Genomic DNA, 25,904 nt, shown 5'->3' on the forward strand with positions numbered 1-25,904 from the left:
TTTTTTTATACAAAAATATTATGTTGTTTAGGAATGAGGAAAATGACCGTATATAATTTTTGCGCAGGCCCAGCAATGTTGCCCCCTGAGGTAATGAAAAAAGCGCAGCAAGAGTTTCTTGATTGGCAGAACCTAGGTGTTTCTGTCATGGAGATCAGTCACCGTTCAACACCATTTTTAGAAATGGTTAAAGAGTGTGAAGCTAGCCTCCGCCGTTTGATGAATATCTCTGACGAATTCGAAGTACTATTTATGCATGGTGGTGGTCGAGGTCAATTTGCGGCTGTGCCTTTAAACTTGCATTTAGATAATGCGCCGGGTGTGTATATTGAAAACGGTATTTGGTCAACGGGTGCAACGCAAGAAGGCGCTAAATTTACTCAGGTTGAAGGCATCAATATTCGTACCGATAACGAAGGCTTATTCGATATTAAGCCAGTTGCGCAATGGCCTTTACCAGAGCAAGCATCCTATATCCACTATTGTCCAAATGAGACGATTGATGGTATTGAGATCGTTGATGTGCCAAAACACCCAACCGCACCCATTGTCGCCGATATGTCATCTGTTATCCTTTCGCGCGAAATTAATGTGGATGATTTTGATGTTATTTACGCAGGTGCACAGAAAAACATTGGTCCGTCTGGGCTTTGTATCGTGATTGTACGTAAATCACTACTGCGAAGAGAGGGGTTACCTAGACCTTCGATTCTTGATTACACCATCGAGGCGCAGCAAGGCAGTATGTATAATACGCCACCTACATTTGCTTGGTATTTGGCCGCTGAGGTTTTCAAATATTTGGAATCTACCGGCGGTGTTGCGGCAATGGAAGCACATAACGAGAAGAAAGCAGCAATCTTATACAACTACATCGATAGTTCAGACTTTTATAGCAATAAAGTGGCAGAGCACTGTCGTTCACGCATGAACGTACCATTTTGGTTAAAAGATGATAGCTTAAACGCATTATTTTTGTCTCAAGCAGAAGAAGTGGGCTTAGTTGCACTCGAAGGACACCGTTTAGTGGGCGGTATGCGTGCAAGCATTTACAACGCAATGCCAATTGAAGGAATTGAAGCATTGGTTGCTTTTATGGACAAATTTGCAAAGGAACATAGCTGATGGAACAGTTAACACTCAAACCAATTTCAAAGGTATCGGGTTCAGTCACTCTACCGGGCTCTAAGAGCCTATCTAACAGAATTTTACTGTTAGCAGCGTTAGCCGAAGGAACAACTCAAGTACATAATCTGTTAGATAGTGACGATATTCGCCATATGCTCGGAGCGCTTGCGCACATGGGTGTACAGGTCACGCTAAATGAAGATAAAACAACAGCAACCGTTGTTGGATGTGCTGGTAAATTAAACACGCCAAACGAAGCGCTTTTTTTAGGCAATGCTGGAACCGCTTATAGACCATTAACCGCGGTATTGGCAGCGACAGAAGGGCGCTTTGAATTGGTTGGTGAGCCTCGAATGGAAGAGCGACCCATCGGGCACTTAGTTGACGCAATGCAAGCGCTTGGTGCTGACATTCAGTATCTTAAAAACAAAGACTATCCACCATTACTCATAAATGGCCAGAAATTGGCTGGCGGTGAAGTGGAGATTGACGGCAGTATATCAAGCCAATTTTTGACAGCACTGTTAATGGCTGCGCCTCTATTTTCTGGAGACACTGTTATTCGAATTAAAGGTGATTTGGTATCAAAGCCTTACATAGATATCACCACAGGTGTTATGGCGCAGTTTGGTGTGCAAGTGATTAATGACAATTACCAAACGTTTACAGTCAAAGGCGGGCAGGTATATCAATCACCAACACGTATTATGGTTGAAGGTGATGCATCCTCGGCTTCCTATTTTATCGCTGCAGCAGCTATCGCAGGCGGTGAAGTTGAAATCAACGGCGTAGGTAAGCAAAGTGTGCAGGGAGATATTGGCTTCGCTAAAGTGATGGAACAGGTTGGCGCACAAATTGATTGGTATGATGAAAAGCTTGTTGTTCGTAAAGGACAGCTGAAAGGTGTTGACATAGATGCCAATGCGATCCCAGATGCGGCGATGACATTAGCAACCGTTGCTTTGTTTGCTGATGGACCAACTGCGATACGTAACATTTATAACTGGCGCGTAAAGGAAACGGACCGCTTATCTGCTATGGCGACTGAACTTAAAAAAGTTGGCGCTGGTGTAGTTGAAGGGTATGACTTTATTGAAATCACGCCACCATCGACACTTAAGCTCACTGACATCGATACATACAACGATCATCGTATTGCAATGTGTTTCTCCATGGTGGCTGTGGGGGGTCAAGAAGTGATCATTAATGACCCAGGCTGTACAGCTAAAACCTTCCCAACCTACTTTGACGTGCTTGCGTCAATCAGCGCTTAAGCTACCTTCTTAAAGCATTTAGAGCTGTTTCCAAAATGGCTCTAAATGTCGCTTCTTTATGCTTATCTCACAAAAAGTTACATGTTAATAAGGATAAATTCATTTAACATGCGTATAATACTCGCGATTTATTTCAGGTGAGCATTTCAGGAGGTTTAAATGCCGGCATCTATGCCAGTTATCACCGTGGACGGCCCAAGCGGATCAGGCAAAGGAACCGTTTGTCGCTTGTTAGCTGAAAAGTTAAATTGGGATGTACTAGATAGTGGCGCAATTTACAGAGTGTTATCACTCGCTGCTCTACATCACCAAATAGCGCTAGACAACGAAGAAGCGTTAGTGCCTCTTGCTGCTAATTTAGATGTGCAATTTTTAATAGATCCAACTACTAAAAAGAGCAAAGTTATTTTAGAAGGTGAAGATGTAAGTGGCACGATTCGAGACGAGAAGGTAGGTTCAGCGGCGTCTAAAGTAGCTGCATTACCGCGAGTTCGAGAAGCATTGTTACGTCGTCAAAGAGCATTTAGAAGCGAACAAGGTTTGATCGCCGATGGCAGAGACATGGGAACCGTGGTTTTTCCTGACGCTGAAGTTAAGCTTTATTTAACAGCAACCGCTGAAGAGCGAGCGAATAGACGTTACTTAGAGTTGAATGAAAAAGGGCTAGATGTTACACTAAGTGGTCTGCTCGAAGACATTAAAGCCCGTGATGATCGCGATATGAATCGTGAAGTGGCGCCGCTAGTCCCAGCAGATGATGCAATCGTGATTGACACGACTGAACTGAATGCACAACAGGTATACGCTAAAGTAATGGCGATTCTGGATGACGCAGTGGTTTCAGGTAAGCTCGAAAAGTCGCGCTTAGCCTAAAATTTTTTATGCGCTGGCAGGAAGCTGGTGTTTTTCTAACTACCCCATGCAGCATGGTTGCTAATTGGAATATTAATTTATGAGACGTATTTAGTATGTCAGAAAATTTTGCGCAGTTATTTGAAGAAAGCCTAAAGGGTTTTGAAGCAGAGCAAGGCTCTATCGTTAAAGGTACTGTTATCTCAATCGAGAACAACATCGTTCTTGTTGACGCTGGTTTAAAATCAGAAAGTGCCATCCCTGCAGAGCAATTCAAAAATGCTGCTGGTGAACTAGAAGTTGCAGTTGGCGACGAAGTAGACGTAGCGCTTGACGCAATCGAAGACGGTTTCGGTGAAACTATCCTTTCTCGTGAGAAAGCGAAGCGTCACGAAGCTTGGATCCGCCTTGAAAAAGCTTGCGAAGAGCAAGAAACCGTTATGGGTATCATCAACGGTAAAGTTAAAGGTGGTTTCACTGTTGAAGTTGATTCAATCCGTGCGTTCCTACCTGGTTCACTTGTTGATGTTCGTCCAGTACGTGACACAGCTCACCTTGAAGGTAAAGAGCTTGAGTTCAAAGTAATCAAGCTTGACCAAAAACGTAACAACGTTGTTGTTTCACGTCGTGCAGTTATCGAATCAGAGAACTCACAAGAGCGTGAAGAGCTTCTTGCTAACCTTGTTGAAGGTCAAGAAGTTAAAGGTATCGTTAAGAACCTTACAGACTACGGTGCGTTCGTTGACTTAGGTGGTGTTGACGGTCTACTACACATCACTGACATGGCGTGGAAGCGTGTTAAGCACCCTTCAGAAATCGTTAATGTTGGCGACGAAATCGCAGTTAAAGTACTTAAGTTCGACAAAGATAAGACTCGTGTATCTCTAGGTCTTAAGCAACTAGGCGAAGATCCATGGGCAGCTATCGCTGGTCGTTACCCTGAAGGTGCTAAGCTTTCTGGTCGTGTAACTAACCTTACTGACTACGGTTGTTTCGTTGAGATCGAAGAAGGCGTTGAAGGTCTAGTTCACGTTTCTGAAATGGATTGGACTAACAAGAACATCCACCCTTCAAAAGTTGTTAGCTTAGGCGACACTGTTGAAGTTATGGTTCTTGAAATTGACGAAGAGCGTCGTCGTATTTCTCTAGGTCTTAAGCAATGTATCGCTAACCCTTGGCAAGAATTTGCTCGTCTTCAAAACAAAGGCGACCAAGTTACTGGTAAGATCAAGTCAATCACTGACTTCGGTATCTTCATCGGTCTTGACGGTGGTATCGACGGTCTTGTTCACCTTTCTGACATCTCTTGGAACACTCCAGGCGAAGAAGCTGTACGTGAGTACAAGAAAGGCGACGAAATCACAGCTATCGTACTTCAAGTTGACCCAGAGCGTGAGCGTATCTCACTAGGCGTTAAGCAAATCGAAGCTGATCCTTTCAATAACTACCTAGACGCAAACAAAAAAGGTGCTATTGTTAAAGGTAAAGTGACTGAAGTTGACGCGAAAGGCGCAACTATTGAGCTTATCGAAGGTGTTGAAGGTTACATCCGTGTAGCTGACATCGCTCAAGAGCGTATCGAAGATGCAACTACTGTTGTTTCTGCTGGCGACGAAATCGAAGCTAAATTCGTAGGTGTTGATCGTAAGAACCGTACAATCAGCCTATCAGTTAAAGCTATGTTCGAAGCTGAAGAGAAAGAAGTTCTTGAGAAGTTGAAGAAAGAAGAGCCAGCATTTGAAAATGCAATGGCAGCTGCTTTCAAAAACGCTCAAAAAGACTAATATAGAGTCTTAACTGGAAGGGCGCTTTAGCCCTTCCTTTTTATATCTAAGGAAACACTATGACAAAGTCAGAATTGATAGAACAACTAGCAGAGCAGCATGCACACATTCCAGTTAAGGATGTAGAAAACTCGGTTAAAGAAATTCTTGAACAAATGGCGGGCTCATTATCAAGCTCTGATCGAATTGAAATCCGTGGCTTTGGTAGTTTCTCATTACACTATCGCTCGCCTCGCACAGGTCGTAACCCTAAAACAGGTGAAACGGTAGAGTTGGATGGCAAATACGTTCCACACTTTAAGCCTGGCAAAGAATTACGTGATCGCGTAAACGAAAGCATTAAATAATTAGTAAATGGAGTAACACTTGATAGGGGTAGTTAAAAAAGGATTGGCACTCGTATTTATTTTATTAGCGTTTGTAATTGGTACTCAGAACCCTGAGGTAGTAAACGTTAATTACATTGTAGCGAGTAGTACATTGCCGTTATCAACCTTAATGAGTGTTTGCTTTGCTATTGGTGTTTTGCTTGGAAGCGTACTCAGCATTGCGGTGTTTTCGAAGTTAAAATTGCAAAATTATCGACTTAAGAAAAACAATCGTCAATTGACACCTGATACTGATCGCTGACCATGATTGAGCTGTTGTTTTTACTGCTTCCCGTCGCAGCTGCATACGGTTATGTGATGGGTAAAAATAGTGCAAAAAATCAAGCTCTTGAATTAAATCGCCAAATCACATCGCAATACAGCAAAGGTCTTAAATTCTTACTTGATAGAGAAGAAGATCAAGGCCTTGAACATCTTATTCAACTTCTTGAAGTATCGGCTGACTCAGTCGAGCATTACCTTACTTTAGCAACGCTTTTTAGAAAAAGAGGCGAGCTTGACCGCGCTATAAAAATTCATGAACTCCTATTAAATCAACCAAGCTTAAGCGATGAGGATATGGCCTCTAGCCGATTAGAATTGGCGCAAGATTACATATTGGCTGGTTTATTAGATAGTGCCGAAGAACACTTGGTTACCTTGGTTAAAGGCGGTCATTCTGATGCACTCGATCCTATCATCAATTTGTATTCACAAATGCGCGAGTGGCACAAAGGTATTAATATGTTTGAAGCGCATAGTGACTTGTTCAAAAAGTCACAGCACTTTGCGGCTATCGCTAATTTTTACTGTGAAGCAGCGCTTAACGATGATACACCCAAGCTCATGGAAAAAGCTTGTGCTATCGATCATAAAACGATTAGGCCATACTATGAGCTGGGTAAAGAAGCCTTTATCAATAAAGACCATGTAAAAGCAATTTATTATTGGCGTAAATTGATAATCTTAAATACCAACACAGCACCTTTGTATATTGCTGATTTAGAGCAAAGTTACACCGAACTTAACTTACATCAGCAGTTTGAAGAGCTAGTAGAAGAATTACTCGCCAAAGGTGGTGTGCTAATAAGAATTAAGCATTGCCAAGCTTTGATCCGAAAAGGCGAGCAACAACAAGCTATAGAGTTTTTAACTGACAGTTTAAAGCGAGAGCCCTCAATCCGTGGGTTTAGTTATCTACTACAGCTACTTGCTGATAAAAACCAAAAAATTAAAGTCGTTCTATCAGAAATCGATAAATTGGTGACATCATATATTGCTACCAAACCAGAATATCAGTGTAAACACTGTGGTTTTACGAGCCACACCTTGTATTGGTTATGCCCCTCATGTAAGCACTGGGAGTCAATTGAGCCAAGTAAAGGCCTTGATGGCTATTAAATTAAAGTTTAACTCCTTACACCAACTCCACTCACTTTTGGGTATAATAGCCACCCAGATACAATCGCAATTTAATTCTAACTCTAGGTTACCGTAGGAATAATATGTCTCAATTAGATAATAAAAGAGTGCTGATCGCTTTAGATTACGACGATAAACAAGCCGCGCTGGATTTTGTTAAACAGCTATCGCCAAGTCAATGTCGATTGAAAGTTGGCAAAGAGATGTTTACCTACTTTGGCCCTGAATTTGTTAAAGAGCTGGTTGCGCTGGATTTTGACGTATTTTTAGACCTTAAATTTCATGACATTCCAAATACCGTGGCTAAAGCAGTTAAAGCGGCTGCTGAGTTGGGCGTGTGGATGGTCAACGTACATGCCAGTGGCGGTCTGGAAATGATGCAAAAAGCAAAAGAAGCGTTAAACGAGTACGGTGACAAAGCCCCATTGTTGATTGCTGTCACTGTACTTACCAGTATGGACCAAGGACAGCTTTTACGTTTAGGTATTGAAAAGACGCCGCAAGAACAGGTTATTTACCTTGCAAAGCTAGCACAAGAAGCAGGCCTAGACGGGGTTGTTTGCTCAGCACAAGAGGCGAGTTTATTGAAGTCACAGCTTGGAGAGTCTTTTAAACTCGTGACCCCAGGCATTCGCCCTGCAGGCAGCGATGCAGGCGACCAAAAACGTATTATGACACCACAAAAAGCAGTAGAAGCGGGCAGTGACTACTTGGTGATTGGCCGCCCAATCACTCAAGCTGAAAACCCAGTAGACACGTTAAAAGACATTAACGAGTCAATTGCCTAAGCTAAGCCTTTCTTAAGCGACATTCAATATTAATCAAACGACAGTGAGAGCCGGTCACTGTCGTTATTTATCTTCTCTCAATTACTTTAGATTTCTATCAGTTTATATGAACTGTTGTGCTGAGGAAGAGGTTATGTTTGCTGACTGTTTTGAGCGAAAAATTGACAGTTGTTCTAACTCGCTTTTGGACACAAATGAGTTAGGGTAACCAGCCAAATCTGATTTGATCGTATCATGACTTGGGAGCGGCGGGTTGAATCCAGACTAATCTACTTGGGCTGCTTTTAAACTATTTTAATTTAGTCGTTTTTCATATTTGCTGCTATCGTATCTTTTGCTAAATTACTATAACGTAATAAAGCTCTTACATATCTCTGCCCCGATGCAGGCTTCCACTTCTTACCTAATTCATGCGACATTTTTTCAACAAGAGTGTTTAAGTCATCACCGTACTTCAGAACCAACGCATCAAGCAGTATTACAGTATCAGCACTTAAAACTTGTATTGCTAGATGTTGCTCAATTGTCAGGTCGGGATCGCTGGTTTTTACTAACTCTATCTTGTTACCACTCACTCTTCGGCAAATTCCAAGAGCGACTAAATCAGCAATAACATTCCTAGCCCCATGTTCAGATTGCTCAATAGAGCCTTGTTTAATCAACTTATCAATAAGTAGCACTGCATTTTCAAAGTTGCTAGCAGCCAAGAATAAACTAGATTTATTTCTGCCCCCTGTCATCTCACCGAAATCAGGGGAATAATTATTTGCATCATAAACCCTAACTTTGTCACGTAAGAGGCTGATTAGTCCTGAATACCTTAGCCACGAAATAATTCGATTTACATACTGATCATGTGCTCTACCTGCTTCGGAAGAGTATGCGCTATTTGTTATCTGAGCTATATCATCGATAGAGATATACGACTTGTTGCCTGCTTTGAATGCAGACATCGATTCTTTATAGATCGTATGTCCTAACATTTGGGTGCGCACTTTTTCAGGTATCTCGTCAATATCGCAGTTCAGCTTGTACTTATCATCACTAGTCTTAACAACCAATGAGAATGATGAAAGGTCAATAAAAATGTTTTGTATTGTCCCTTTACTATAACTAGTCCTCTCAACCAACTCATCTATCGAAGCTGTATCATCTTTTATAAGCTCGATAAGCTTTAGAGACATATTTGTACCGTAGCTCGGCATGAATGCCCAGGATATGACAGGAGCTTCATTGGTAGTTAAATAATCCCTGAACACGTCCCAATAGACCGAGATTTTCTCACCTGTCTTAATTAGCAGTCTGTCAGAAATCAATTGAGAAACCGTCTTATCACCAAACTCTTTGGTTGCTTCATATCTGTCGACAGGGGACTTTTTAGCAACAAACTTTAAACAATCAACTTCACGAGATGGGCGATCTAGATCCTCTTCAAACAAATTCTTTATTTGCATCTGGCTGATAAGTAGCTCTTCTTGAGAGTTGCCCTCTTTTATCTTCTTGAAAAGATGGATACATAGCTTTTTCAAGAACCAAGGAAAACCTTGAGCTTGCTGTATCAAGCGTGCCTTTAAAGGCTTGGTGAGGGTAATGTCAGCTTCTGCTTCGAATGTGGAAATCAGTTTTCTTGAATCTTTTTCATCAAATGTCTTCAAGCGTCTTTCAGTGCGATGATCACGTAAGTCATGCCACAGGCCGTAAGCTGGATTATCATCTCCTAAAAATATTCCTGTACGCCAAGAGAAGCCGACAACCACGTTGGTCTTCTCTGCCGAAACATCAAGTGCGAATCTTCTAAATGAGCGGAATAGAGAGAAAAGCTCTTCTTTCATGAAAACTTCTTCGAATTGGTCGAAAAAGACAACCATGACTTTATTATTCCGCTCTAAGTACTCAGCACACTCACGGAATGCAGTACCACCTGTGATTTCATCAATATTTTCAACTGAGAATTTGTGTTCGTATTCAATGAAGCCATCATCAATAGCTGTATTAAAAGCCTTACAAACAGCTTCGGCTACAAATCGAGAGCCTCTTGCTGAACGGACATCGATGGGATAAAGATAAAACTTATTCTTCCACTTTATATTTGTGAATCGCTCAGCAAGATTAGCAACAAGAGATGACTTACCATTTCCCGATGATCCAGTTAGTGACAAAACTCGACAGTCACTATCACTTGACCTTACCGACTCTAAGAAATCCCAGATCTCTTTTTGTATGTCATCTCTACCTATAAAGTCTTTTGGACGACAGGGCTTAGGATCCATGATGTCATCTGCCAACACGATACCACTGACTACTTCTCTAGTTACTGGCTGTGAAAAGGAAGAGTTTTCGATATTAGAGTTCTGTTTATCTTGATACTGCCGAATGTCTAATTCTTCTAGCTTACCTTCAGTATCTAATATTTCTCTCACTCTCTCGGTATCAACAGAGTGTCCTTGATTTACGTATGCTATCAAAGCTGTTGGAGAGCCATTTGAACTTTCCTGAAATAACCATACAGGGTCGATTTCAGGATGTATCAAGAGAGTTGCGGATGAGATGTTGGCTTGTAGGTTAAGATTATCAATATTTGCAACTAAACCGCTTACTTCCAGTGCTGATAAGATTTCATCACTATCATAAAAGGAAAAGTCTATTCCTTTTGTTATAAAGTTTTCGTAAGTGGTTTGTGCATCCTTGCCTAACTTGACTGTTGAAAATAGGGCAATCTTGTCAAAGTCTCCTCGGAATGACTGCGCAAAACATAAATCAACAATTTTTGAGTCAATGGTGCTCTTGTCGTTGTAAAACTTACATTCTACATATACATTTTTGCTGGACGGCTTATGTACCGCCTCTACATCAACTTCCATCCCAGATCTTCTAACTTCCCAGCCTGTGATCTCGTATGATTGCTTGCGCAGTATTTGAGCACACAATTTTTCAAAAAAAGCCCCTTTCTTTGAAGTGGTGAAATCAGAAGGGACACTTATTATTATGCTTTTTTCCAAGGGTAAGAGAGAACTCATAAGCATTTCACACAGTTATGTTTTTCAGTAATCTACACTATATGAAACTCAATTTGAACAGCCCCTCAACATCGTTCCAATAGCAAACGCAAAAAACGATACCAGATTAGTGGAAAGCACCTAACTCTAACTCACTTTGGGGCAGAAACGAGTTACGCTTGAAGATCCGCTGTTGGCTCATATCGGAAGATGGTTAATCTTTTATGACGCTTGCTCAGGGTATACACAGTGCCTCCGACTTTGACTATTCTCGTCCTTAAACAGGGCGTGTGTTGCATCGCTTACAATCAAAATTAAAATCTAAACAACTGATTCGAATGATGGATTATCCCCTATATTTAAATGCCATTCAGAGTTGTAACAATCTAGTGCAGTATTTATCGTACGTATAATGCTCATTGCGTGCAGATTTTCCAAGTATGAAATTCAATCTAAAAAGACTGATAAAGCAAATGCTCAACTTTACCAGCAGGGTGGTCAATGCTTTTCAGATGAGGCAGAAGTTCTAATTACAGTGACTTAAGTTCAAATATGCACCGAGTACAATCTGGTCTAGACTAATTCACAGAAAAGACATAATAAAGAAACATTGTGTGTGAATAATCCATCACCACTTTACTCATCAACAAGAAAAAACTATGAAACTTCAATTATTAAGTATTGCAACGGCAATGATCTCAACATCGGTATTAGCCGACAGTGATATCTATTTAACCAACAACAGCAGCGATATTTTAACTATTTCGGTTGAGCACACAGGTTCTGATCTAATGGAATATGGGGATGAATGGACACAGCATACAACACAGTTAAAGCCGTACGAGACCAAAATGGCTTTGAGCTTTAACCGTTATTACGGTGCTAAATCAGGGCATAGCTATCAATTTAAAACCAAAGTGACGAATCAATCTGGTACGGTTATTAACCTGCAGCAGAATATGAAAGGCACTTGGTTCGGGTCAACTATTACGCACAGTGCACATGCTCAAGACTTTAGTTCGGGCCAGTTTAGCGACAGAAATATCCACCGTTACCAATCAAAATTAGAGCCAATAGCGCAGTCTGGCGAAGTGGCATTCAAAGCCAAAGCGACGGCTCGATATGACGATTTTTACTACACAATCACATCCAAACAACAAGATGAAGTCGCAACTCCTGCGCCTGAGCAACTTAAGGTCATGACATACAATATTTGGGCTTTGCCGGTTCTTGCGTCTCATATTTCCGATAGGATGGCTTTGTTGCCTGATTATGTGAAAGGGTATGATGCATTGTTACTGCAAGAGGTGTTTGATGCAAAGCGTGAATCATTCTTACAACAATTGGCTACTGAGTATCCTTATCAAACCAGAATGTTAGATAAATCGGGCGTTAATATTTATGATGGTGGCGTTATCATCGTTAGCCGTTACCCAATCGTCAATCAAGCACAATATGTTTTTCCAGATTGTTCGGGAACAGACTGTTTTGCTGATAAAGGCGTGAATTACGCGGAAATTATCAAAAATGGCGAAGCTTACCACTTGTTTGCAACTCACACTGCATCTAGCGATACAGATACGGCGCGTCAACACAGACAGCGCCAGTTTCAGCAAATTCGTGCCTTGGCTAAGAGTTTAAATATTCCTGCGAACGAAACCGTTGTCTATGGCGGCGACTTTAACGTTAATAAACTTAAGTTTCCAAGTGATTATAGCGATATGCTAGCTAATCTAGCCGCATCAGCGCCTGAATATACGGGTTATACAGAGTCGACTTTTGACCCTCGTGTTAACTCGTTTGCGAAAAAAGCGGGTGATACCGTCGAATACCTAGATTATATCGTCGTGAGTGATGAGTATAAGACGATTGAAAACAATACTAATGAAGTAAAAGTACCTCGTAGTACCGCACAAAGTGTTTGGGAACATTGGGATCTGTCAGATCACTTCCCAGTCAAAGCCGTGATTAAATAGCTTTGTTGTGACAGGTGTGCTCAATTCTTGTTAATTGGGCCACCGTTTTGTATGCCAAAGTGATGGCATTACATCTTTGCGTCTTAAATCTACTTATACCTAGGTTAAATAATGAAAAAAGGTATTTTATACTTAATGCTTACTGTGCTAATCGTAGCTATTTTTGTGTTTATCCAGTGGGGGAGTTCAACTAAGGCACTAAAGAGCACTCAAACTCATGCCACGCAACAAATTGAATCTCCAAAGAATACGCAAACGGTGGATCTAGAAGCTCAAGAGGGCGCAGATCCAAAAGATAGTCGAATGGAGGCGTTGAGTAAAAATCTCACAGATACACACTTAACGCAGATAAAGCCATTAATTGAATCGTTCTGGCAAGGTTGTCAACAGCGCTCTGACTGCGAAGAGTTATTAGTAGAGTTACAAAAACTGCTGAGCTCAACAAAATATCAATTACTTGCAGAATACCCCGCGAAAAAGGAAGAATTTAAGCAGCTCACTGAAAATGAAGATTTTCAAACCAGTACTGCTGACAAAGTTATGAGGATTAAAAGCTTCTATCGCCAAGTTTGGGGGGAGTTTGCACCTGAGCTTTTTAACCAAGAGTTTGCCTTTTATGACTCTAGAGCCACATTAGATGAATTAACTCAGCTTAGTAAAGGGTTGCAGCAAAGTGACTTTTTAGCTCAAATGGAATTATTGAGTGAGCAAGGCAAGTTATCGCAAGATAAATACGAACTCTATAGTATGGCAGTTGAAGTGTTAGGCACTGATCTGAGCTCGAGTGCGTTATCACATTTAAAAGGTGAGTTGGCACAGCGCTATTTTGATGAGGGGCAGGCTCAGGCAATCTTGGCTAGACAGCAACAAGTTATCGATCAACAAAAGCGTGTAAATAATTACCAGCAAGCGCTTAATGTCAAACAAGTCCAACTGCAGCAGAGCAGAGAAACTGAATTCGCGCATTTGTCAGACTCTCAATGGCAGAGCTTGTATGACGACGAAATCAAAGCGTTTAGAAAGTCATTTTTTCAGGTCGATTGAGCATGGTTCTACAGCCCAATCCTCGTTTTAGTAACAATGGCTGTAGTTATCTAATAAAGAAGTGTCCATCAAGCCTTTCATTTTTGAAAATGCTGCTGTGTACTGTTGTATGAGCTTTTCGTCACTGCCTTGGCTTAAAGCAAAACCGAGTTTGGGGGGATGAATGCCTTTAATCCTTTTTGCGACTAATTGCGTGACGTCTACATCGAGGCTTTTTAACGTGTTATACATCGAGTGCTCGCCAGCGGCAATAAAATCAACCCGTCCTAATTGCAGCATTTGGATAGCTTGTGCAAAATCGCCTACCAAATGGAGGTTGTGGTCAGTGCTATACCCAAAGTTCTCTAAATAATTTTGCATGGAATCGGCAATGGGTAAGGCGGTGCTATACGTATTTGAATCTTGCCACTGTTCGACATTAAATGAGGTGTTTGCCCGTAAAGACCAAATACAAAGAGCATCAGTTACATCGAGAAAGCCTATCCAGTGAAATTTTTGTGCTCTGCTACTGGTCTTCGCCAAACTGAAAATGAGTGTGTTAGGCTCGTTCAGTGCAATTTTATATGCTCTAGCCCAAGGCAAAAATTCCGCTTTTTCATCCCTTCCTAACGCTTGTTGTATATGCTTGAACAAATTAAGGGCAATGCCTGATTCTGGTGTATTTTCTGATTGTGCTATCTGAAATGGAGGAAAATGCTCTGTCACAACACGCAGATTATTGGCGTGACTATAGGGTGAAATACCCAGTATGAAAAGTAGAATGTAGCTAAAACGCAGTAATGTCTCATATTTTGGTTTTGTCAATGTAACTACTCCGAATACTGTACACGGTATTTATATCAAAAATCTGAATGATAAATGAAGAAATAAAGCAAAAAATAGTCCATTCGCTCTTTGCAATATCGGTTTCTTCACCATACAAACATGCACTAAAGGTATTGTCATTCCAATTATTTAAATAATAAAACTTACAATAAGGAAGACTTTAAAGGTGCGTTGACAATACGCATAAGTATAGGCAAGTGTTGTTGAGGTAGACGGAAACTTGTTTAGTGAAGCAAAACCACGCTCGGTAATAGTACTATTATTTAAATTCGCTTATTAATAATGTATTACAGGGTCGGTCGGCACATAAAATGCCGACCGTTTACTTACTGTCAGGCTTTATTTGTCCTTATTCTTGGCAATAGTCCCAAGTCATCTCAGGGTCAGTTGTGAAGCACCAAGTTTTGTTGTAATCACCACCTGAAGGGTTTCTACAGTAATTGTGATCTCCCAAACCTTTACCCGGATATTTTGCTGCGGTGTAACTAGTCTCAGACCACTTTTTACACGTGAGGCCATTCACCGCTCTTCCGTTTACACTTTTGGTTATGGTACGGTTCACGGTACCGCGATAGTGCTCAGCTACGTTACAATACTCCCACCTCGTGCCTGCTGTCGTTGTAAAGCACCAAGGTTTGTTTGAATTAGTTACGTTTGAGTCTGGGTTTCTGCAGTAATTGTGAAAGCCTAAACCCTTACCAGGGGTAGTTTGTGGTGAATAGCTATGCGCTTGAGGATACTGTGCATCCCAGTATTGACAAGTATGACCATTTATAGTTTGGTTTATGTTTCCACGATAGTCCCTGCCATTTATATCGAGATAGGTTTCGGTCACATTTCGTGCAGCTCGTACAGCAGAGAAGTCCACTGAAAATGTCACTGTCCCTTCTTTTTTTGCAATGTCATCAATAGAACATACGTAATGTAAGGCTCCTTCGGGTCCATCCTTAAATTCTTCTTTCACATTACGAAGTTGATGCGCATATTTAAAATCAAAACTCACAACACCATCAAAATCCAAAGCAGATCTATACACAGCGCTAAAATTTGGGATTAAAGTGTTCGTAGCAAGCGTTGGCAGCGATGCAACCTGATATCTGTGAAAAAGGTATCTGTAACATAGGTTTTTTGGGTCGTTGTTATAGTCGTACTTGCTCATATTCCACTCCCAATGCATATCATTTCCATTAGAGCTATGTACAACCTTAAAATCAGAGTAATTCTCAGTGACATTTTGACTTTCAGAGTATGAAAGTGATGTGCTAGGCCCTTCCGGTGTTGTTCCTGCCGTCAGAGTCCATCCTTTCGAGACTGTAACGGTTGATAGGTTATTTGCGTTAACGGGTACATGCTCTTTATAGTGAATGTCTGAAGGCGAGCTGGGTATTAAGCTCATCTTCACCCTGTCTTGAAAGTAACCTCGATTAGACTCAGTATTGCTGTATAGCTCGCCAGGACTAAACACCACTTCTGTTAAACCAACAACCACATACTTTGCACTATCCTCACTAGCTGCGTATAGCTTGTATTCTATATCTGCGTGAGTCGTAACAACTTGCTCTGTATTACCTGGTTTCCAAGTGTGATTGATTGCGTTCTCGACGCGAAAAACATACTTTGTGCCAGCTGGCGCATTAGCGCTATTTGAGAATGTCATCTGTTGCAACCTATGTTTGGAAAGATGATATTTTCGCACTTCGTTTACCACATGCTCTGAAAGAGGTGTGTCTGCACTAGGCTCTTCCTTAATAACTTCAATTGTCAGAGTAGACTCATCCTCATTTGGCTTAAGCAATAGTTTATTTCCCGTCACTCCGAGGCCTATTAATGACGCCATGATTTTTGTATCTTGCGCGCTTTCAATCAGTATTGGTATGCCCATCACTCGGGCTGTATCTAACAAGTCTTTATAACTTGACAAGTTTTCTTCATTTACACTTGTTGCATCAAGTACAAACAACTCTGTGGTGCTCATTCCATTTACTTGTAAATGTGCAGCCTCGCTATTTAGCACCTCAACAGCTACTTTTTTTGATAGAGCGGATATTGACAGCATGCCATCCGGGTTAATGCTTGAGTGACCGGAATACTCATTCGCTTTGGTGGCAGAGGAGCATGCAGCAAGTAGAGCGCTAGCAAGGGATAAATACTTTAAACATCGGGTCATAAATAATTTTCCTTTTAATTTATACACTGTGGTAGAGGATAGAAGCAAAACGTACTGCATCTTCTCTGGTGCTATACTAGCACAAACATATCTCGGCCACATTTCATGCGCCTTACATTTAATCTCCAACAAAATAGGCACATTAATCAATGTGAAATACCGCATGAAGAGTGATTAAGTTACGTGTTCAGGTTTGACATTACGAACTTTGCATGTGAATATTACTTCCCTCTAATCTGCTTTTATTTATATAATTCAGGGCAATAATAGAAAAAGGATACCTTGCTCAATCTACATCTATGGATGATTTGATCTGGCCGTTATCAAATTTACATGTCGCCGCCTCTTTTTTAGCAAGTGATATTAGAGGATCTGGCGCATGCCCAGAATTCACCGCAGCAACAATAAATGCGCATAGTAGTGATGTAAACCTTGATGATTGGTTCGAGCAAATAGCCAACTGCTCAGGCGTAGATATTCAAAGCAATACATCAAACTATCCCGATGTAAGCAAAACGCTAAATAATTGCGCCCCGTGTATTTTGATGATGCCAGGTAATGGCTTTATCGTATTGCTTAAAACCAAACGCCAAAATGCGGTAATACTAAATAGCAGGCAAAAATCCAGCTTGCTCCCTTTAGCAAAGCTCAAAGATATACTCACAAAAGACCATGTGCTCCCCTTAAGGCAGTCATTATCAGAGCAACTTTTACCATTGGGGCTACCTACTCAGCAGCGTGAAAAAATACTAGAGTCATTGTTAATCGAACAATTATCAAATACACCCGTTATACAAGCGAGGTTATTTCGCCCTGCTGCATACGACAACATATTTACACAATTCAAGCAGGAAAATTTTTTAAAAGGCTTAACGCTAAGTATTTGCTCTGCTTTGTTATTTCAAATGATGCTGATTCTAAGTTGGTATGTGATCGGACTCAGTGTTTTTGAAACAAATGATCATGACAGTGTATTCTCTCTTTGGGCTTTACTGCTGTTCAGTGCCATCCCTTTTTATTATTTAAGCCTGAAGATTAAAAATAGACTGTCGCTTGATTTTGGCGCTGAACTCCGTAAACAGCTATTGCAGGGGATCTTAAAACTAAAACCGAATGACGTACGCCGTTACGGTAGTGGCCATTTTATGGGTCAAGTGATGGATATTGATTTACTTGAAGCGCAAAGTTTTAGTATGTCATTTATTGCTATCACCGCGTTAATTCAAGTATTTTTAGCCGGTGTTATCTTGGCAGTCGCAGGCGTGAGTTGGTCACATTCAATACTGTTAATTGCACTGCTAATACTGATAAGCATGTTAAGTTTAAAGTACTATCGAGAGATAAAACGATGGCTCTCCTTTGATTTACAATTAAATTGCAAGCTATCTGAGCAATTGGTAGGTCACCGTACTCGATTTATTCAAGAACTGCCCGAGCAGCGACACCTGACAGAAGATGAAGACCTTAGCAACTATGCAAAACTTTGCGAGCAGCTCGATAAATGGGGAGCGGTATTAACAACATTCGCAGGCCGCCGAGTTTGGTTGTTTTTGTCGTTGCTTCTGCTCATGCCTGAACTGACAAGTGATCATGTAGATGTTGCGAGCTTGTCAGTCTGTATTGGCGCTATTTTACTCGCGGCTACCTCTCTTGAGCAATTTGCCAATAGCGTAAAATACTTGCTAGAAGCAAGGTGTGCTTGGGTAAACTTAAGACCTATATATGAAGGAGCAGCCGATACCCGAGCAAACTCACCTCATACTATGGCAAGTTTTACTCATGCAGACTCAAAAGGCGCAGAATATCCGATTATACAAGCACGTGAATTACACTTTTCCTTCAATAAGCGCAAAATATTGGATGGCTGTGACTTTAGTATCAACCCAAAAGAAAAGGTACTACTAGAGGGAAACTCTGGCGCAGGAAAGTCTACCCTAGGTTATGTAATCGCGGGCGCATATATGCCGGAACAAGGTGAACTCTCATTAAACGGTGCGTCTTTCAAGGCAGTTTACAATGAACTATGGCGTAAAAAGGTAGTCATGGCCCCACAATTTCATGACAACTACCTATTTTCACAAACGCTAGCTTTTAACTTACTAATGGGAAGATGTTGGCCACCAAGTGAAGCTGATTTGATAGATGCTCAAACGGTTTGCGAAGAGCTAGATCTTGGAAAGCTAATTAATCAAATGCCTGCGGGGCTACACCAAATGGTTGGTGAAGGGGGCTGGAGTTTATCTCATGGAGAGCAAAGTCGTGTATTTATCGCCAGAGCACTCCTCCAACAAGCAGATTTAATAATTTTAGATGAAAGCTTTAGCTCGCTTGACCCCAAAACATTCAATATTGCATTGCCTAGTGTACTAAAACGAAGCAATGCATTGCTACTTATCGCTCATCCTTAAAGGGAATAAACAACTATGGCTCACACTTCTGACACACATAAAAATGAGTCTCCTGACAAGGCTAATTTACCTAAGCCTATGATGAAATTTTGGCAGCGGATACAAAATAATGTCACGCTAAAAATGCCCGCAAAGATTGCTTTGGTCATATTGGCGTTGGTGCTGCTTATTGTGCTTTGGAAGCGTGCCATTATTTACATTGAGGCAGGTGAAGGGGGCGTGTTATATCGTCCATTTGATGGCGGGGTAGTTACAGATCATATCTTAACCGAAGGGATACACTTTCTTTTTCCTCTCAATTATGCGGCAATTTACGATACCCGAGTGCAAATCATTCGCCACGAATTTGATGTACTAACAAATCGTGGCCTACCGGTTACGCTCAAGGTTGCTGTACGTTATCGGCCAATTTTTGAATTACTTGGTGTATTGCACCAAAAAGTAGGGCCTGACTATCCAAACAGAATTATATTACCGCAAATAGAGTCGGTTTTACGTAAGGGCTTAGGTAACCATACACCGGAGGAAATATATACCAACAAAGGCATGTTGCTTAGCAAGTTAATTGCCCGAGCAATAGAAGAAGTAGGTAGAAAATTTGTCATTGTTGATGACATCGTCATACGCAGTGTTTCTTTGCCTTCTGGCGTTCGCACGGCAATAGAAGAAAAGCTCGTGGAAGAGCAACACTTCTTAGCATACACATTTAAATTAAAAGCAGAGCAACAAGAAGCTGAGCGAAAACGTATTGAAGCTGCAGGTATACAAGATTACGCTGAGAAAATTAACGCCACGATGAGTGACAGGGTTTTACGCTGGCATGGCATTCAAGCAACAACAGCTCTGGCGTCATCGGATAATGCAAAGGTGGTGATTATCGGCGGACAAAAAGACGGCCTACCTTTAATGCTTAATGCTGGCGATTGGGCTGATAACTCTGAACCAGAGCAACAAGACAAACAATAGCAAAGGCTGGTTAAAATGAATAATTTGAGCCAAATGAGTATGCTCATTATAAATAAAAGCATCACACACAAAGTATCTATTTTGTGTGGTTTATTGTTATTGCTCATGGCTTGTGACACAAAGCAACCCAAACAAATGAAAGAGTTTCAAGAAGATGGGACAATCACTATCGGTGTAGCTTGGCCACAAGGAAGAGGACAGTTTGTAGAAGGTGCACAACTTGCTGTGCAAGAAGTTAATGACGCAGGCGGCCTCTTAGGTCAAGCGGTCGAACTCGTTATTGATGAACGAGAGGAGGCACTGTATGAAGCGCTGGAAACGACCTCTATTTTAACAGCTGGGGAAGGTATTAAAGAATACTCCCGCATCGTGGCAAGAGATTTCTCATATCACAACAAGCAAGTGGTTGCTGTGACAGGGCATCAGTATTCGGCTAGCGCTTTTTCTGCCGCACAAATCTACCAACAAAATCAAAAGGTTTTTATCGCGCCCACTGCCACCAATGTGTTACTCACAACAATGAATTTTGATTATGTGTATCGCATGTTACCCACCAATGTTGAGCTCGGTCATCAGCTTTCACAGTTTGCAGGGCACAAAGGCTTTAAACGAGTGGCAGTGTTTAATGAGCGAAGCGAAGGGGCACTAGAGTTAAGCGAAGCATTCTCTCAAGCCGCAGAAGAAAACTTTGACATAAATACCGCAATTCAACGGTCTTTTTTTTCTGACATGAGCGAGCGCGAGTTCACTGATTATGCAGTAAGTTTTGTGCGGGCTCATAGGAAAAACCCTCTAGATGCAATTTTTTTATTTACCGATACCACATTAGCAATTCAAATCATTCGAGAATTTAAAAAACGCGGGCTCGATGATGTTTTATTTGTGGGAGGGGAGAACTTAGATAACCAAACGTTTTGGGAAAAGTTAGGCAAACTTCAACAAAATGAAGACTCTCAGATTAATATCTCAGTACCAACAGTATTTAATTTGGCAAGTCAATCAAATAACACATTTGTCAGTAAGTTTGAAAGGCAGTACCAACAAGCGCCTGACAGGTTTGCAACGCTTGGTTATGACAGTATAAATGTCATATTAAGAGCTATAAAACGGGCAGGCACATCAGAGCCGAGCAAAATCGCTGATGAGATACGCTATTCACCAACTTGTCGAGGCCTAACAGGCACGGTTGGTTTTCAAGATAATGGTGATGTAAGTGGCAAGACATATATCATCAAGTCGTTTGTAGGCAGTAGTTTCGAATATCGAACTTTAAAAGACAATGTGGTCAGCGAACCTAGAGCAAAGTCACTCAAACTGTGTGTAGAACTTGATAGCGACAATGACGGTGTAGTTAATAAATTAGATGCATGCCCAAACAATACACAGTTACAGCTTAGTAAGGGAATTTATCTGGATGGGGATTCTCAAGGCTGTCCTATAGAGACCGATAACGACGGCGTACCAGATTATCGAGATCAGTGCCCAAATGATGACAAAGAAACTTTGGTAAAAGGTGTTAATGAACAAGGCTGTCCAAAAGATACTGACAATGACTCAATACCAGACTACCGTGATAAAGCGCCCCATAACACGCCAGAGGCAATCAGCGCAGGTGTTGACAATGAAGGCATCCCGTTAGATTCAGACTCAGACAATATACCCAACTATCTTGATCACTGCCCAAACGATTCAATTAAAGCGCAAAGTAAAGGGCTAGATCTCCAAGGGTGTCCAAACGATACTGACCAAGATAAGGTGCCCGATTACCAAGACTTATGCCCAAATGACGAAAAGCGCGCACTGAGCAAAGGCGTTAACGCAAAGGGCTGCCCTATAGATACCGATCTGGATAATATCCCTGATTATCTAGATGCCTGCCCGCTAAGTGGTAAACATGAAAAAGCAGGGGGGTTGGATGTACAAGGGTGCCCTGTTGATAACGATAATGATGGTGTTGCCAATTATAGAGACAGCTGTCCCGATAATGCGCAAAACGAACTTCGCTTCGGCGTGGATGCTGTAGGCTGTCCAATAGACAGTGATAAGGATAATGTGCCTGATCATGCAGATAACTGTCGAATGAATACACAAAAAGAGCTCGCAAAAGGGGTCGATGGGTTTGGTTGTCCGTTAGATCATGACAAAGACGGAATTATCGATGTATTAGATACATGTCAAGATACTTCGTCAGAGTCTAAGGTGTATGGCGTCGATGCTCAAGGGTGCCCAGTAGATAGTGATGAAGATGGTTTAGAAGATTATCTGGATAAATGCCCAAATACACCAGTCGGTGTTCAGGTTGACCCAGATGGTTGCACAACATTATATGTTCATGAATTATTTGCCGAGCATTTTGATAGAAAATACCGTATAACCGACGAAGCGAAACTAACGCTTGCCGCTTTTATGCAACGTTTTGAGCGCACGTTGGTTTATGATGCTCAAATTATTGTTAACGCTTCCGATGAACAAGCTAATGACAATGAATACACAAACGCGCTGTCAGACTTTTTGATTGCCAATGGCATCGCCAAAACTAAGCTAGTCACAAGATATAGTGATATGTTTAACGACGGCACATTAGTTCAAAGTTCGGTCATTAAACTCGAAGTCAGGATGCAAACTCTCCGCGCACGCCCCATGAGTGGAGGAAACTAACTTGGCTGTTCATTTTTCTCAAACATTACACGCACTTAAAAGCGAGCGTGAGCGTTCTTGGATAGGGCTAAGCTTAGCCTCAATATTACTGATTCTGTGGGTAATGTGGTTATTTATGGGCCGCATAACACACCTTGCTTACAGTGAGTCTGTTGAAGTGACCCTAGAAGCTCAGCCTGTGTGGCGAATGAATGAAGGCAGGGTAACACCTTATCGACAATATCAGGTAGATGCTGTTATTAATGAAGAGGATATTGCAAAAATTCAAGTGGGCCAAGTTGCCATAGTCACCTTGTCAGGAAGTACCACACTTCCGCTAAAGCCTATTAAGGCATACATTACCGATGTCGATAAGGCACAGAGCTCCGTGAGTACTACGTTCGAGGTGGCTACACTATTAGAAAAAAGCATTGCCATCGATTTTGCCGTAGAGATTGATAGTCAATCTCCAGCATCCTACTTGTTTCATCTCACACAGTAACTTTAGGTTGACCTATGCATAACGCAGAACGTTGCTTTTTCATTCCAGAGGTTATTCAAAGCTCAGCTTTGGATTGTGGGCCGGCGGTCATAAAAGCTGTGTTATCTGGCTTTGATATTGACGCTAATTATGAAAATCTTAGAGAACATTGCCACACTGATATTGATGGTACATCAATAGAGGCGCTTGAATCTATTCTGACAGAGTTTGGCCTCAACGCGACTCAATTGCTTACACCGAAAGAGCATTTTTTATTGCCTGAGGCGGAAGTATTACCCGCTATAGCCGTGGTTGTGCAACCAAACGGCATGCCGCATTTTATTGTAGTGTGGCGTATAGTGTCAGGCTGGGCGCAAATCATGGACCCCGGCACTGGACGCCACTGGGTAACGCTCAAATCATTACAAGAGAGACTATATACACACCAGCAACTGATTGACGAGAGTGCTTGGCAACAATGGGTGACATCTGTTGAGTTTTCGCAATTGCTAAAAGTGAGAATGCTCACTATTTGTAATGATGTAGATTGGGCACAATCCTGTATTGATATCGCTTTGCAAAGCGATGATTGGCAAAGTATAACTAAACTCGATGCCGCAACTACCATGGTTATGAAGGTGATACGCTCAGGCGCAATAAAACCTGGTGAACAGGCGGCTTTATTGCTTAACCACAGCTATCAAACACCGGAACTCATTTCCCCTGATAATTATATTGCAGAGCCTGAGAGCGAAGGCTCTGTATACATGTCTGGGGTGGTGATAATACACGTCGCAGGTAAACAAAGTTCGACAACCCAAAGGTCGAATGAGCCGCGCAATGACTATGAAAAAGCAAAGCTTGATGAGCAAAGTGTAACCCCTGAGCGCACAATTTATCGAGCCCTTGTCGAGGATGGTTTGTTACATCCCATGGTGCTTTTTGTTGGGGTTTTGCTCGCTAGTTTTGGATTAGCACTTGAGGTCATCGTATTGCGAGGCCTAGTAGAAGTCAGCCAACAAATTAGTTTGTTTTCACAAAAGCTAGAAATCATGCACTTTGTATTGCTGTTCTTCTTTGCTTTATTAATACTTGAATGGCCTTTAGCTGTCACATCACGAGCCATAGGGCGACGTATTGAGGTTCGTATTCGGCAACGCTTTTTGGAGAAACTCCCCAAGCTTGGTGAACGTTACTTTAGTAGCCGATTGTCTTCAGACATGATCCAGCGAGCATATGAACTTCGCCAGTTGCGTAATATACCTGTCCTAGGATTTAATGTTATAAAAATCACATTGCAGATTGTGTTTATCACAATAGGCCTTGCGGTGTTATTTCCACAAGGTACCGTGATTATCGCCTTAAGTTGCATTGCAATACTTGCATGTACGTTTGCAACTCAACCTTTAATGCAAGAGCAGGACCTCACGTTTAGAACGCATATCAGCGGATTAAGTAACTTTTATTTAGATGCGCTTCGCGGCCTCACAACCATTCGCAGTCACAGTAGTGGCGCAGCAGTAAGAATAGAGCATGAACGGCTGTTAGTTAATTGGATGAAAGCAGGTTGGCGTTTTTGCGCAAGCTATGAACATGTGGCACTTTGTAACTTTTTGGTCGGCTCAGCGTTGACGGTATGGGTTGTATTGTCGTACGTAGATTTTGGTGGTGACGCCAGTGGACTATTAGTGTTGTTGTATTGGATGTTGTACTTACCTCAACTGGGCGGTATGCTTGCAGAAAATGTGCAACAGTATCCTTCGCTTCGCAACCGATTAATACGTGCACTAGAGCCGCTGTCGGTACCAAACGAAAACACCACTTGGTACCCACAAACGTCTAACTTTGAAGAAAACACACACAAAAAGCAACAGCAACCTCATGGGGCCAAAATAACGCTCAACAACATTGATCTGGAGTTAACGGGCCAAAGGTTACTATCAAACTGGAATGTATGCATAGAACCTTCGGAGCATATCGCCATTGTAGGTCAATCAGGGTCAGGGAAATCTAGCCTAGCAGGTTTGTTGCTTGGCCTATATAAACCTATGGATGGTGGTACGCTGGTTATTGATGAGCGCTTATATCAAGGGGAGCAAATACATAAGCTGCACCGAGAGATAGTGTGGATAGCGCCAGAGGTACAAATTTGGAATCAGTCAATTGCAGCAAACATACAGTATGGTAATGATAGCCAGCGTGATGTAGCGCCTACTGTATATGAAGAAGCAGAGCTTATAGACATACTCAATCAGCTACCCGATGAACAAACCGACCCCTTAGGTGAATGCGGTGGCATGCTTTCGGGCGGTGAAGGGCAACGAATTCGCTTAGGAAGGGCGTTTAACAAACCATTTCCTCGTTTAGTGATTATGGATGAGCCCTTTAGAGGATTGCCGAAAGTCCAGCGCCAACGACTTCTACGCAAAGCACAGCGCTTATGGAAAGATGCAACCCTGATAATTATTTCCCACAATATTGAAGATACCAAAGACTTTAAACGCGTATGGGTGGTTGAAGAAGGTCAACTATGTGAAGACGCAGCACCTGTACATTTAGCGGCAAACCCCGATTCGCTGTATACCAAGCTGTTGGCTGCTGAGGTAACAACACAGGCTGCGCTACGGCATGACCCAACCTGGCAAAGAATGAAGCTTGAAGATGGCAAGTTGCACAAGCTTTAGCGAGCTTGCAAGTAACCCTGATTATTGTGGCTTTGCCATTACACCTGTTAAAGGGAGCGTTACATTAGGTCGCTTTAGTGCTCCTATTCCTTAGCTAGAAAGAT

Annotated in this window: 18 protein-coding genes; 15 read left to right on the plus strand and 3 right to left on the minus strand. The window is 41.7% G+C overall.

The window, feature by feature from the left end; all coding sequences use genetic code 11:
• Nucleotides 1-42 precede the first annotated feature (42 nt).
• From serC to pyrF, 8 genes are all read left to right on the plus strand, one after another.
• The gene (serC, locus tag AC5FX4_RS11585; RefSeq protein WP_493606540.1) at nucleotides 43-1,125 is read left to right on the plus strand and encodes a 3-phosphoserine/phosphohydroxythreonine transaminase; all 1,083 of its coding nucleotides are present in this window, start codon (nucleotides 43-45) and stop codon (nucleotides 1,123-1,125) included.
• A complete protein-coding gene (aroA, locus tag AC5FX4_RS11590; RefSeq protein WP_493606541.1) occupies nucleotides 1,125-2,402 on the plus strand; it encodes a 3-phosphoshikimate 1-carboxyvinyltransferase in 1,278 nt (425 codons plus the stop codon). Before serC ends, aroA begins: the two co-directional genes overlap by 1 nt.
• 159 nt (nucleotides 2,403-2,561) lie before the next feature.
• Nucleotides 2,562-3,275 (plus strand): (d)CMP kinase, encoded by a 714-nt coding sequence (gene cmk / locus AC5FX4_RS11595; RefSeq protein ID WP_493606542.1) that lies wholly within the window; start codon nucleotides 2,562-2,564, stop codon nucleotides 3,273-3,275.
• A 95-nt stretch (nucleotides 3,276-3,370) separates the two neighbouring features.
• The gene (gene rpsA, locus AC5FX4_RS11600; protein ID WP_493606543.1) at nucleotides 3,371-5,038 is read left to right on the plus strand and encodes a 30S ribosomal protein S1; all 1,668 of its coding nucleotides are present in this window, start codon (nucleotides 3,371-3,373) and stop codon (nucleotides 5,036-5,038) included.
• A 59-nt stretch (nucleotides 5,039-5,097) separates the two neighbouring features.
• Nucleotides 5,098-5,385 carry an integration host factor subunit beta gene (ihfB, locus tag AC5FX4_RS11605; RefSeq protein WP_152086029.1) on the plus strand — a complete coding sequence of 96 codons (288 nt, stop codon included), beginning with the start codon at nucleotides 5,098-5,100 and terminating at the stop codon, nucleotides 5,383-5,385.
• Nucleotides 5,386-5,404: 19 nt separating this feature from the next.
• Entirely contained in the window at nucleotides 5,405-5,668 is a 264-nt protein-coding gene (locus AC5FX4_RS11610; RefSeq protein ID WP_493606544.1) for a lipopolysaccharide assembly protein LapA domain-containing protein, read from the plus strand.
• 2 nt (nucleotides 5,669-5,670) lie between these two features.
• Nucleotides 5,671-6,807, plus strand: a complete 1,137-nt coding sequence (lapB, locus tag AC5FX4_RS11615; RefSeq protein ID WP_493606545.1) for a lipopolysaccharide assembly protein LapB — start codon at nucleotides 5,671-5,673, stop codon at nucleotides 6,805-6,807.
• A 104-nt stretch (nucleotides 6,808-6,911) separates the two neighbouring features.
• Nucleotides 6,912-7,616, plus strand: a complete 705-nt coding sequence (gene pyrF / locus AC5FX4_RS11620) for an orotidine-5'-phosphate decarboxylase (RefSeq protein WP_493606546.1) — start codon at nucleotides 6,912-6,914, stop codon at nucleotides 7,614-7,616.
• Nucleotides 7,617-7,915: 299 nt separating this feature from the next.
• Here pyrF and AC5FX4_RS11625 read toward each other — a convergent pair whose 3' ends face one another.
• The gene (locus tag AC5FX4_RS11625; protein ID WP_493606547.1) at nucleotides 7,916-10,633 is read right to left on the minus strand and encodes an nSTAND1 domain-containing NTPase; all 2,718 of its coding nucleotides are present in this window, start codon (nucleotides 10,631-10,633) and stop codon (nucleotides 7,916-7,918) included.
• A 638-nt stretch (nucleotides 10,634-11,271) separates the two neighbouring features.
• Between AC5FX4_RS11625 and AC5FX4_RS11630 the strand changes: the two genes are divergently transcribed.
• Together AC5FX4_RS11630 and AC5FX4_RS11635 are read left to right on the plus strand one after the other, a co-directional pair.
• On the plus strand, nucleotides 11,272-12,588 hold the full coding sequence (locus AC5FX4_RS11630; RefSeq protein WP_493606548.1) for a sphingomyelin phosphodiesterase: 1,317 nt from the start codon (nucleotides 11,272-11,274) through the stop codon (nucleotides 12,586-12,588).
• Nucleotides 12,589-12,699: 111 nt separating this feature from the next.
• Nucleotides 12,700-13,632, plus strand: a complete 933-nt coding sequence (locus AC5FX4_RS11635) for a hypothetical protein (protein ID WP_493606549.1) — start codon at nucleotides 12,700-12,702, stop codon at nucleotides 13,630-13,632.
• 27 nt (nucleotides 13,633-13,659) lie between these two features.
• Here AC5FX4_RS11635 and AC5FX4_RS11640 read toward each other — a convergent pair whose 3' ends face one another.
• Both AC5FX4_RS11640 and AC5FX4_RS11645 read right to left on the minus strand, forming a co-directional pair.
• On the minus strand, nucleotides 13,660-14,436 hold the full coding sequence (locus AC5FX4_RS11640) for a substrate-binding periplasmic protein (protein WP_493606550.1): 777 nt from the start codon (nucleotides 14,434-14,436) through the stop codon (nucleotides 13,660-13,662).
• 370 nt (nucleotides 14,437-14,806) lie between these two features.
• Nucleotides 14,807-16,624, minus strand: coding sequence for a hypothetical protein (locus AC5FX4_RS11645; protein ID WP_493606551.1), 1,818 nt, complete (start codon nucleotides 16,622-16,624; stop codon nucleotides 14,807-14,809).
• Nucleotides 16,625-16,923: 299 nt separating this feature from the next.
• Here AC5FX4_RS11645 and AC5FX4_RS11650 point away from each other — a divergent pair, with 299 nt between their 5' ends.
• Genes AC5FX4_RS11650 through AC5FX4_RS11670 form a run of 5 tightly spaced genes read left to right on the plus strand, consistent with a single transcriptional unit; the run spans nucleotide 16,924 to nucleotide 25,800 of the window.
• Nucleotides 16,924-19,032: an ATP-binding cassette domain-containing protein gene (locus AC5FX4_RS11650; protein ID WP_493606552.1), complete on the plus strand. Its 2,109-nt coding sequence runs from the start codon at nucleotides 16,924-16,926 to the stop codon at nucleotides 19,030-19,032.
• A 15-nt stretch (nucleotides 19,033-19,047) separates the two neighbouring features.
• A complete protein-coding gene (locus AC5FX4_RS11655; RefSeq protein WP_493606553.1) occupies nucleotides 19,048-19,998 on the plus strand; it encodes a prohibitin family protein in 951 nt (316 codons plus the stop codon).
• 15 nt (nucleotides 19,999-20,013) lie between these two features.
• Entirely contained in the window at nucleotides 20,014-22,656 is a 2,643-nt protein-coding gene (locus tag AC5FX4_RS11660) for an ABC transporter substrate-binding protein (protein ID WP_493606554.1), read from the plus strand.
• Nucleotide 22,657: 1 nt separating this feature from the next.
• Nucleotides 22,658-23,137 (plus strand): hypothetical protein, encoded by a 480-nt coding sequence (locus tag AC5FX4_RS11665; protein ID WP_493606555.1) that lies wholly within the window; start codon nucleotides 22,658-22,660, stop codon nucleotides 23,135-23,137.
• A gap of 14 nt (nucleotides 23,138-23,151) precedes the next feature.
• A complete protein-coding gene (locus AC5FX4_RS11670; protein ID WP_493606556.1) occupies nucleotides 23,152-25,800 on the plus strand; it encodes an ATP-binding cassette domain-containing protein in 2,649 nt (882 codons plus the stop codon).
• Nucleotides 25,801-25,904 lie beyond the last annotated feature (104 nt).

The sequence above is a fragment of the Pseudoalteromonas sp. ATL1 genome (assembly GCF_058933015.1).

Coding starts and splice junctions, on each gene's coding strand:
- serC (WP_493606540.1), top strand. CDS start 43: ATGACCGTATATAATTTTTGCGCAGGCCCAGCAATGTTGCCCCCTGAG.
- aroA (WP_493606541.1), top strand. CDS start 1,125: ATGGAACAGTTAACACTCAAACCAATTTCAAAGGTATCGGGTTCAGTC.
- cmk (WP_493606542.1), top strand. CDS start 2,562: ATGCCGGCATCTATGCCAGTTATCACCGTGGACGGCCCAAGCGGATCA.
- rpsA (WP_493606543.1), top strand. CDS start 3,371: ATGTCAGAAAATTTTGCGCAGTTATTTGAAGAAAGCCTAAAGGGTTTT.
- ihfB (WP_152086029.1), top strand. CDS start 5,098: ATGACAAAGTCAGAATTGATAGAACAACTAGCAGAGCAGCATGCACAC.
- lapB (WP_493606545.1), top strand. CDS start 5,671: ATGATTGAGCTGTTGTTTTTACTGCTTCCCGTCGCAGCTGCATACGGT.
- pyrF (WP_493606546.1), top strand. CDS start 6,912: ATGTCTCAATTAGATAATAAAAGAGTGCTGATCGCTTTAGATTACGAC.
- AC5FX4_RS11625 (WP_493606547.1), bottom strand. CDS start 10,633: ATGAGTTCTCTCTTACCCTTGGAAAAAAGCATAATAATAAGTGTCCCT.
- AC5FX4_RS11630 (WP_493606548.1), top strand. CDS start 11,272: ATGAAACTTCAATTATTAAGTATTGCAACGGCAATGATCTCAACATCG.
- AC5FX4_RS11635 (WP_493606549.1), top strand. CDS start 12,700: ATGAAAAAAGGTATTTTATACTTAATGCTTACTGTGCTAATCGTAGCT.
- AC5FX4_RS11645 (WP_493606551.1), bottom strand. CDS start 16,624: ATGACCCGATGTTTAAAGTATTTATCCCTTGCTAGCGCTCTACTTGCT.
- AC5FX4_RS11650 (WP_493606552.1), top strand. CDS start 16,924: ATGGATGATTTGATCTGGCCGTTATCAAATTTACATGTCGCCGCCTCT.
- AC5FX4_RS11655 (WP_493606553.1), top strand. CDS start 19,048: ATGGCTCACACTTCTGACACACATAAAAATGAGTCTCCTGACAAGGCT.
- AC5FX4_RS11660 (WP_493606554.1), top strand. CDS start 20,014: ATGAATAATTTGAGCCAAATGAGTATGCTCATTATAAATAAAAGCATC.
- AC5FX4_RS11670 (WP_493606556.1), top strand. CDS start 23,152: ATGCATAACGCAGAACGTTGCTTTTTCATTCCAGAGGTTATTCAAAGC.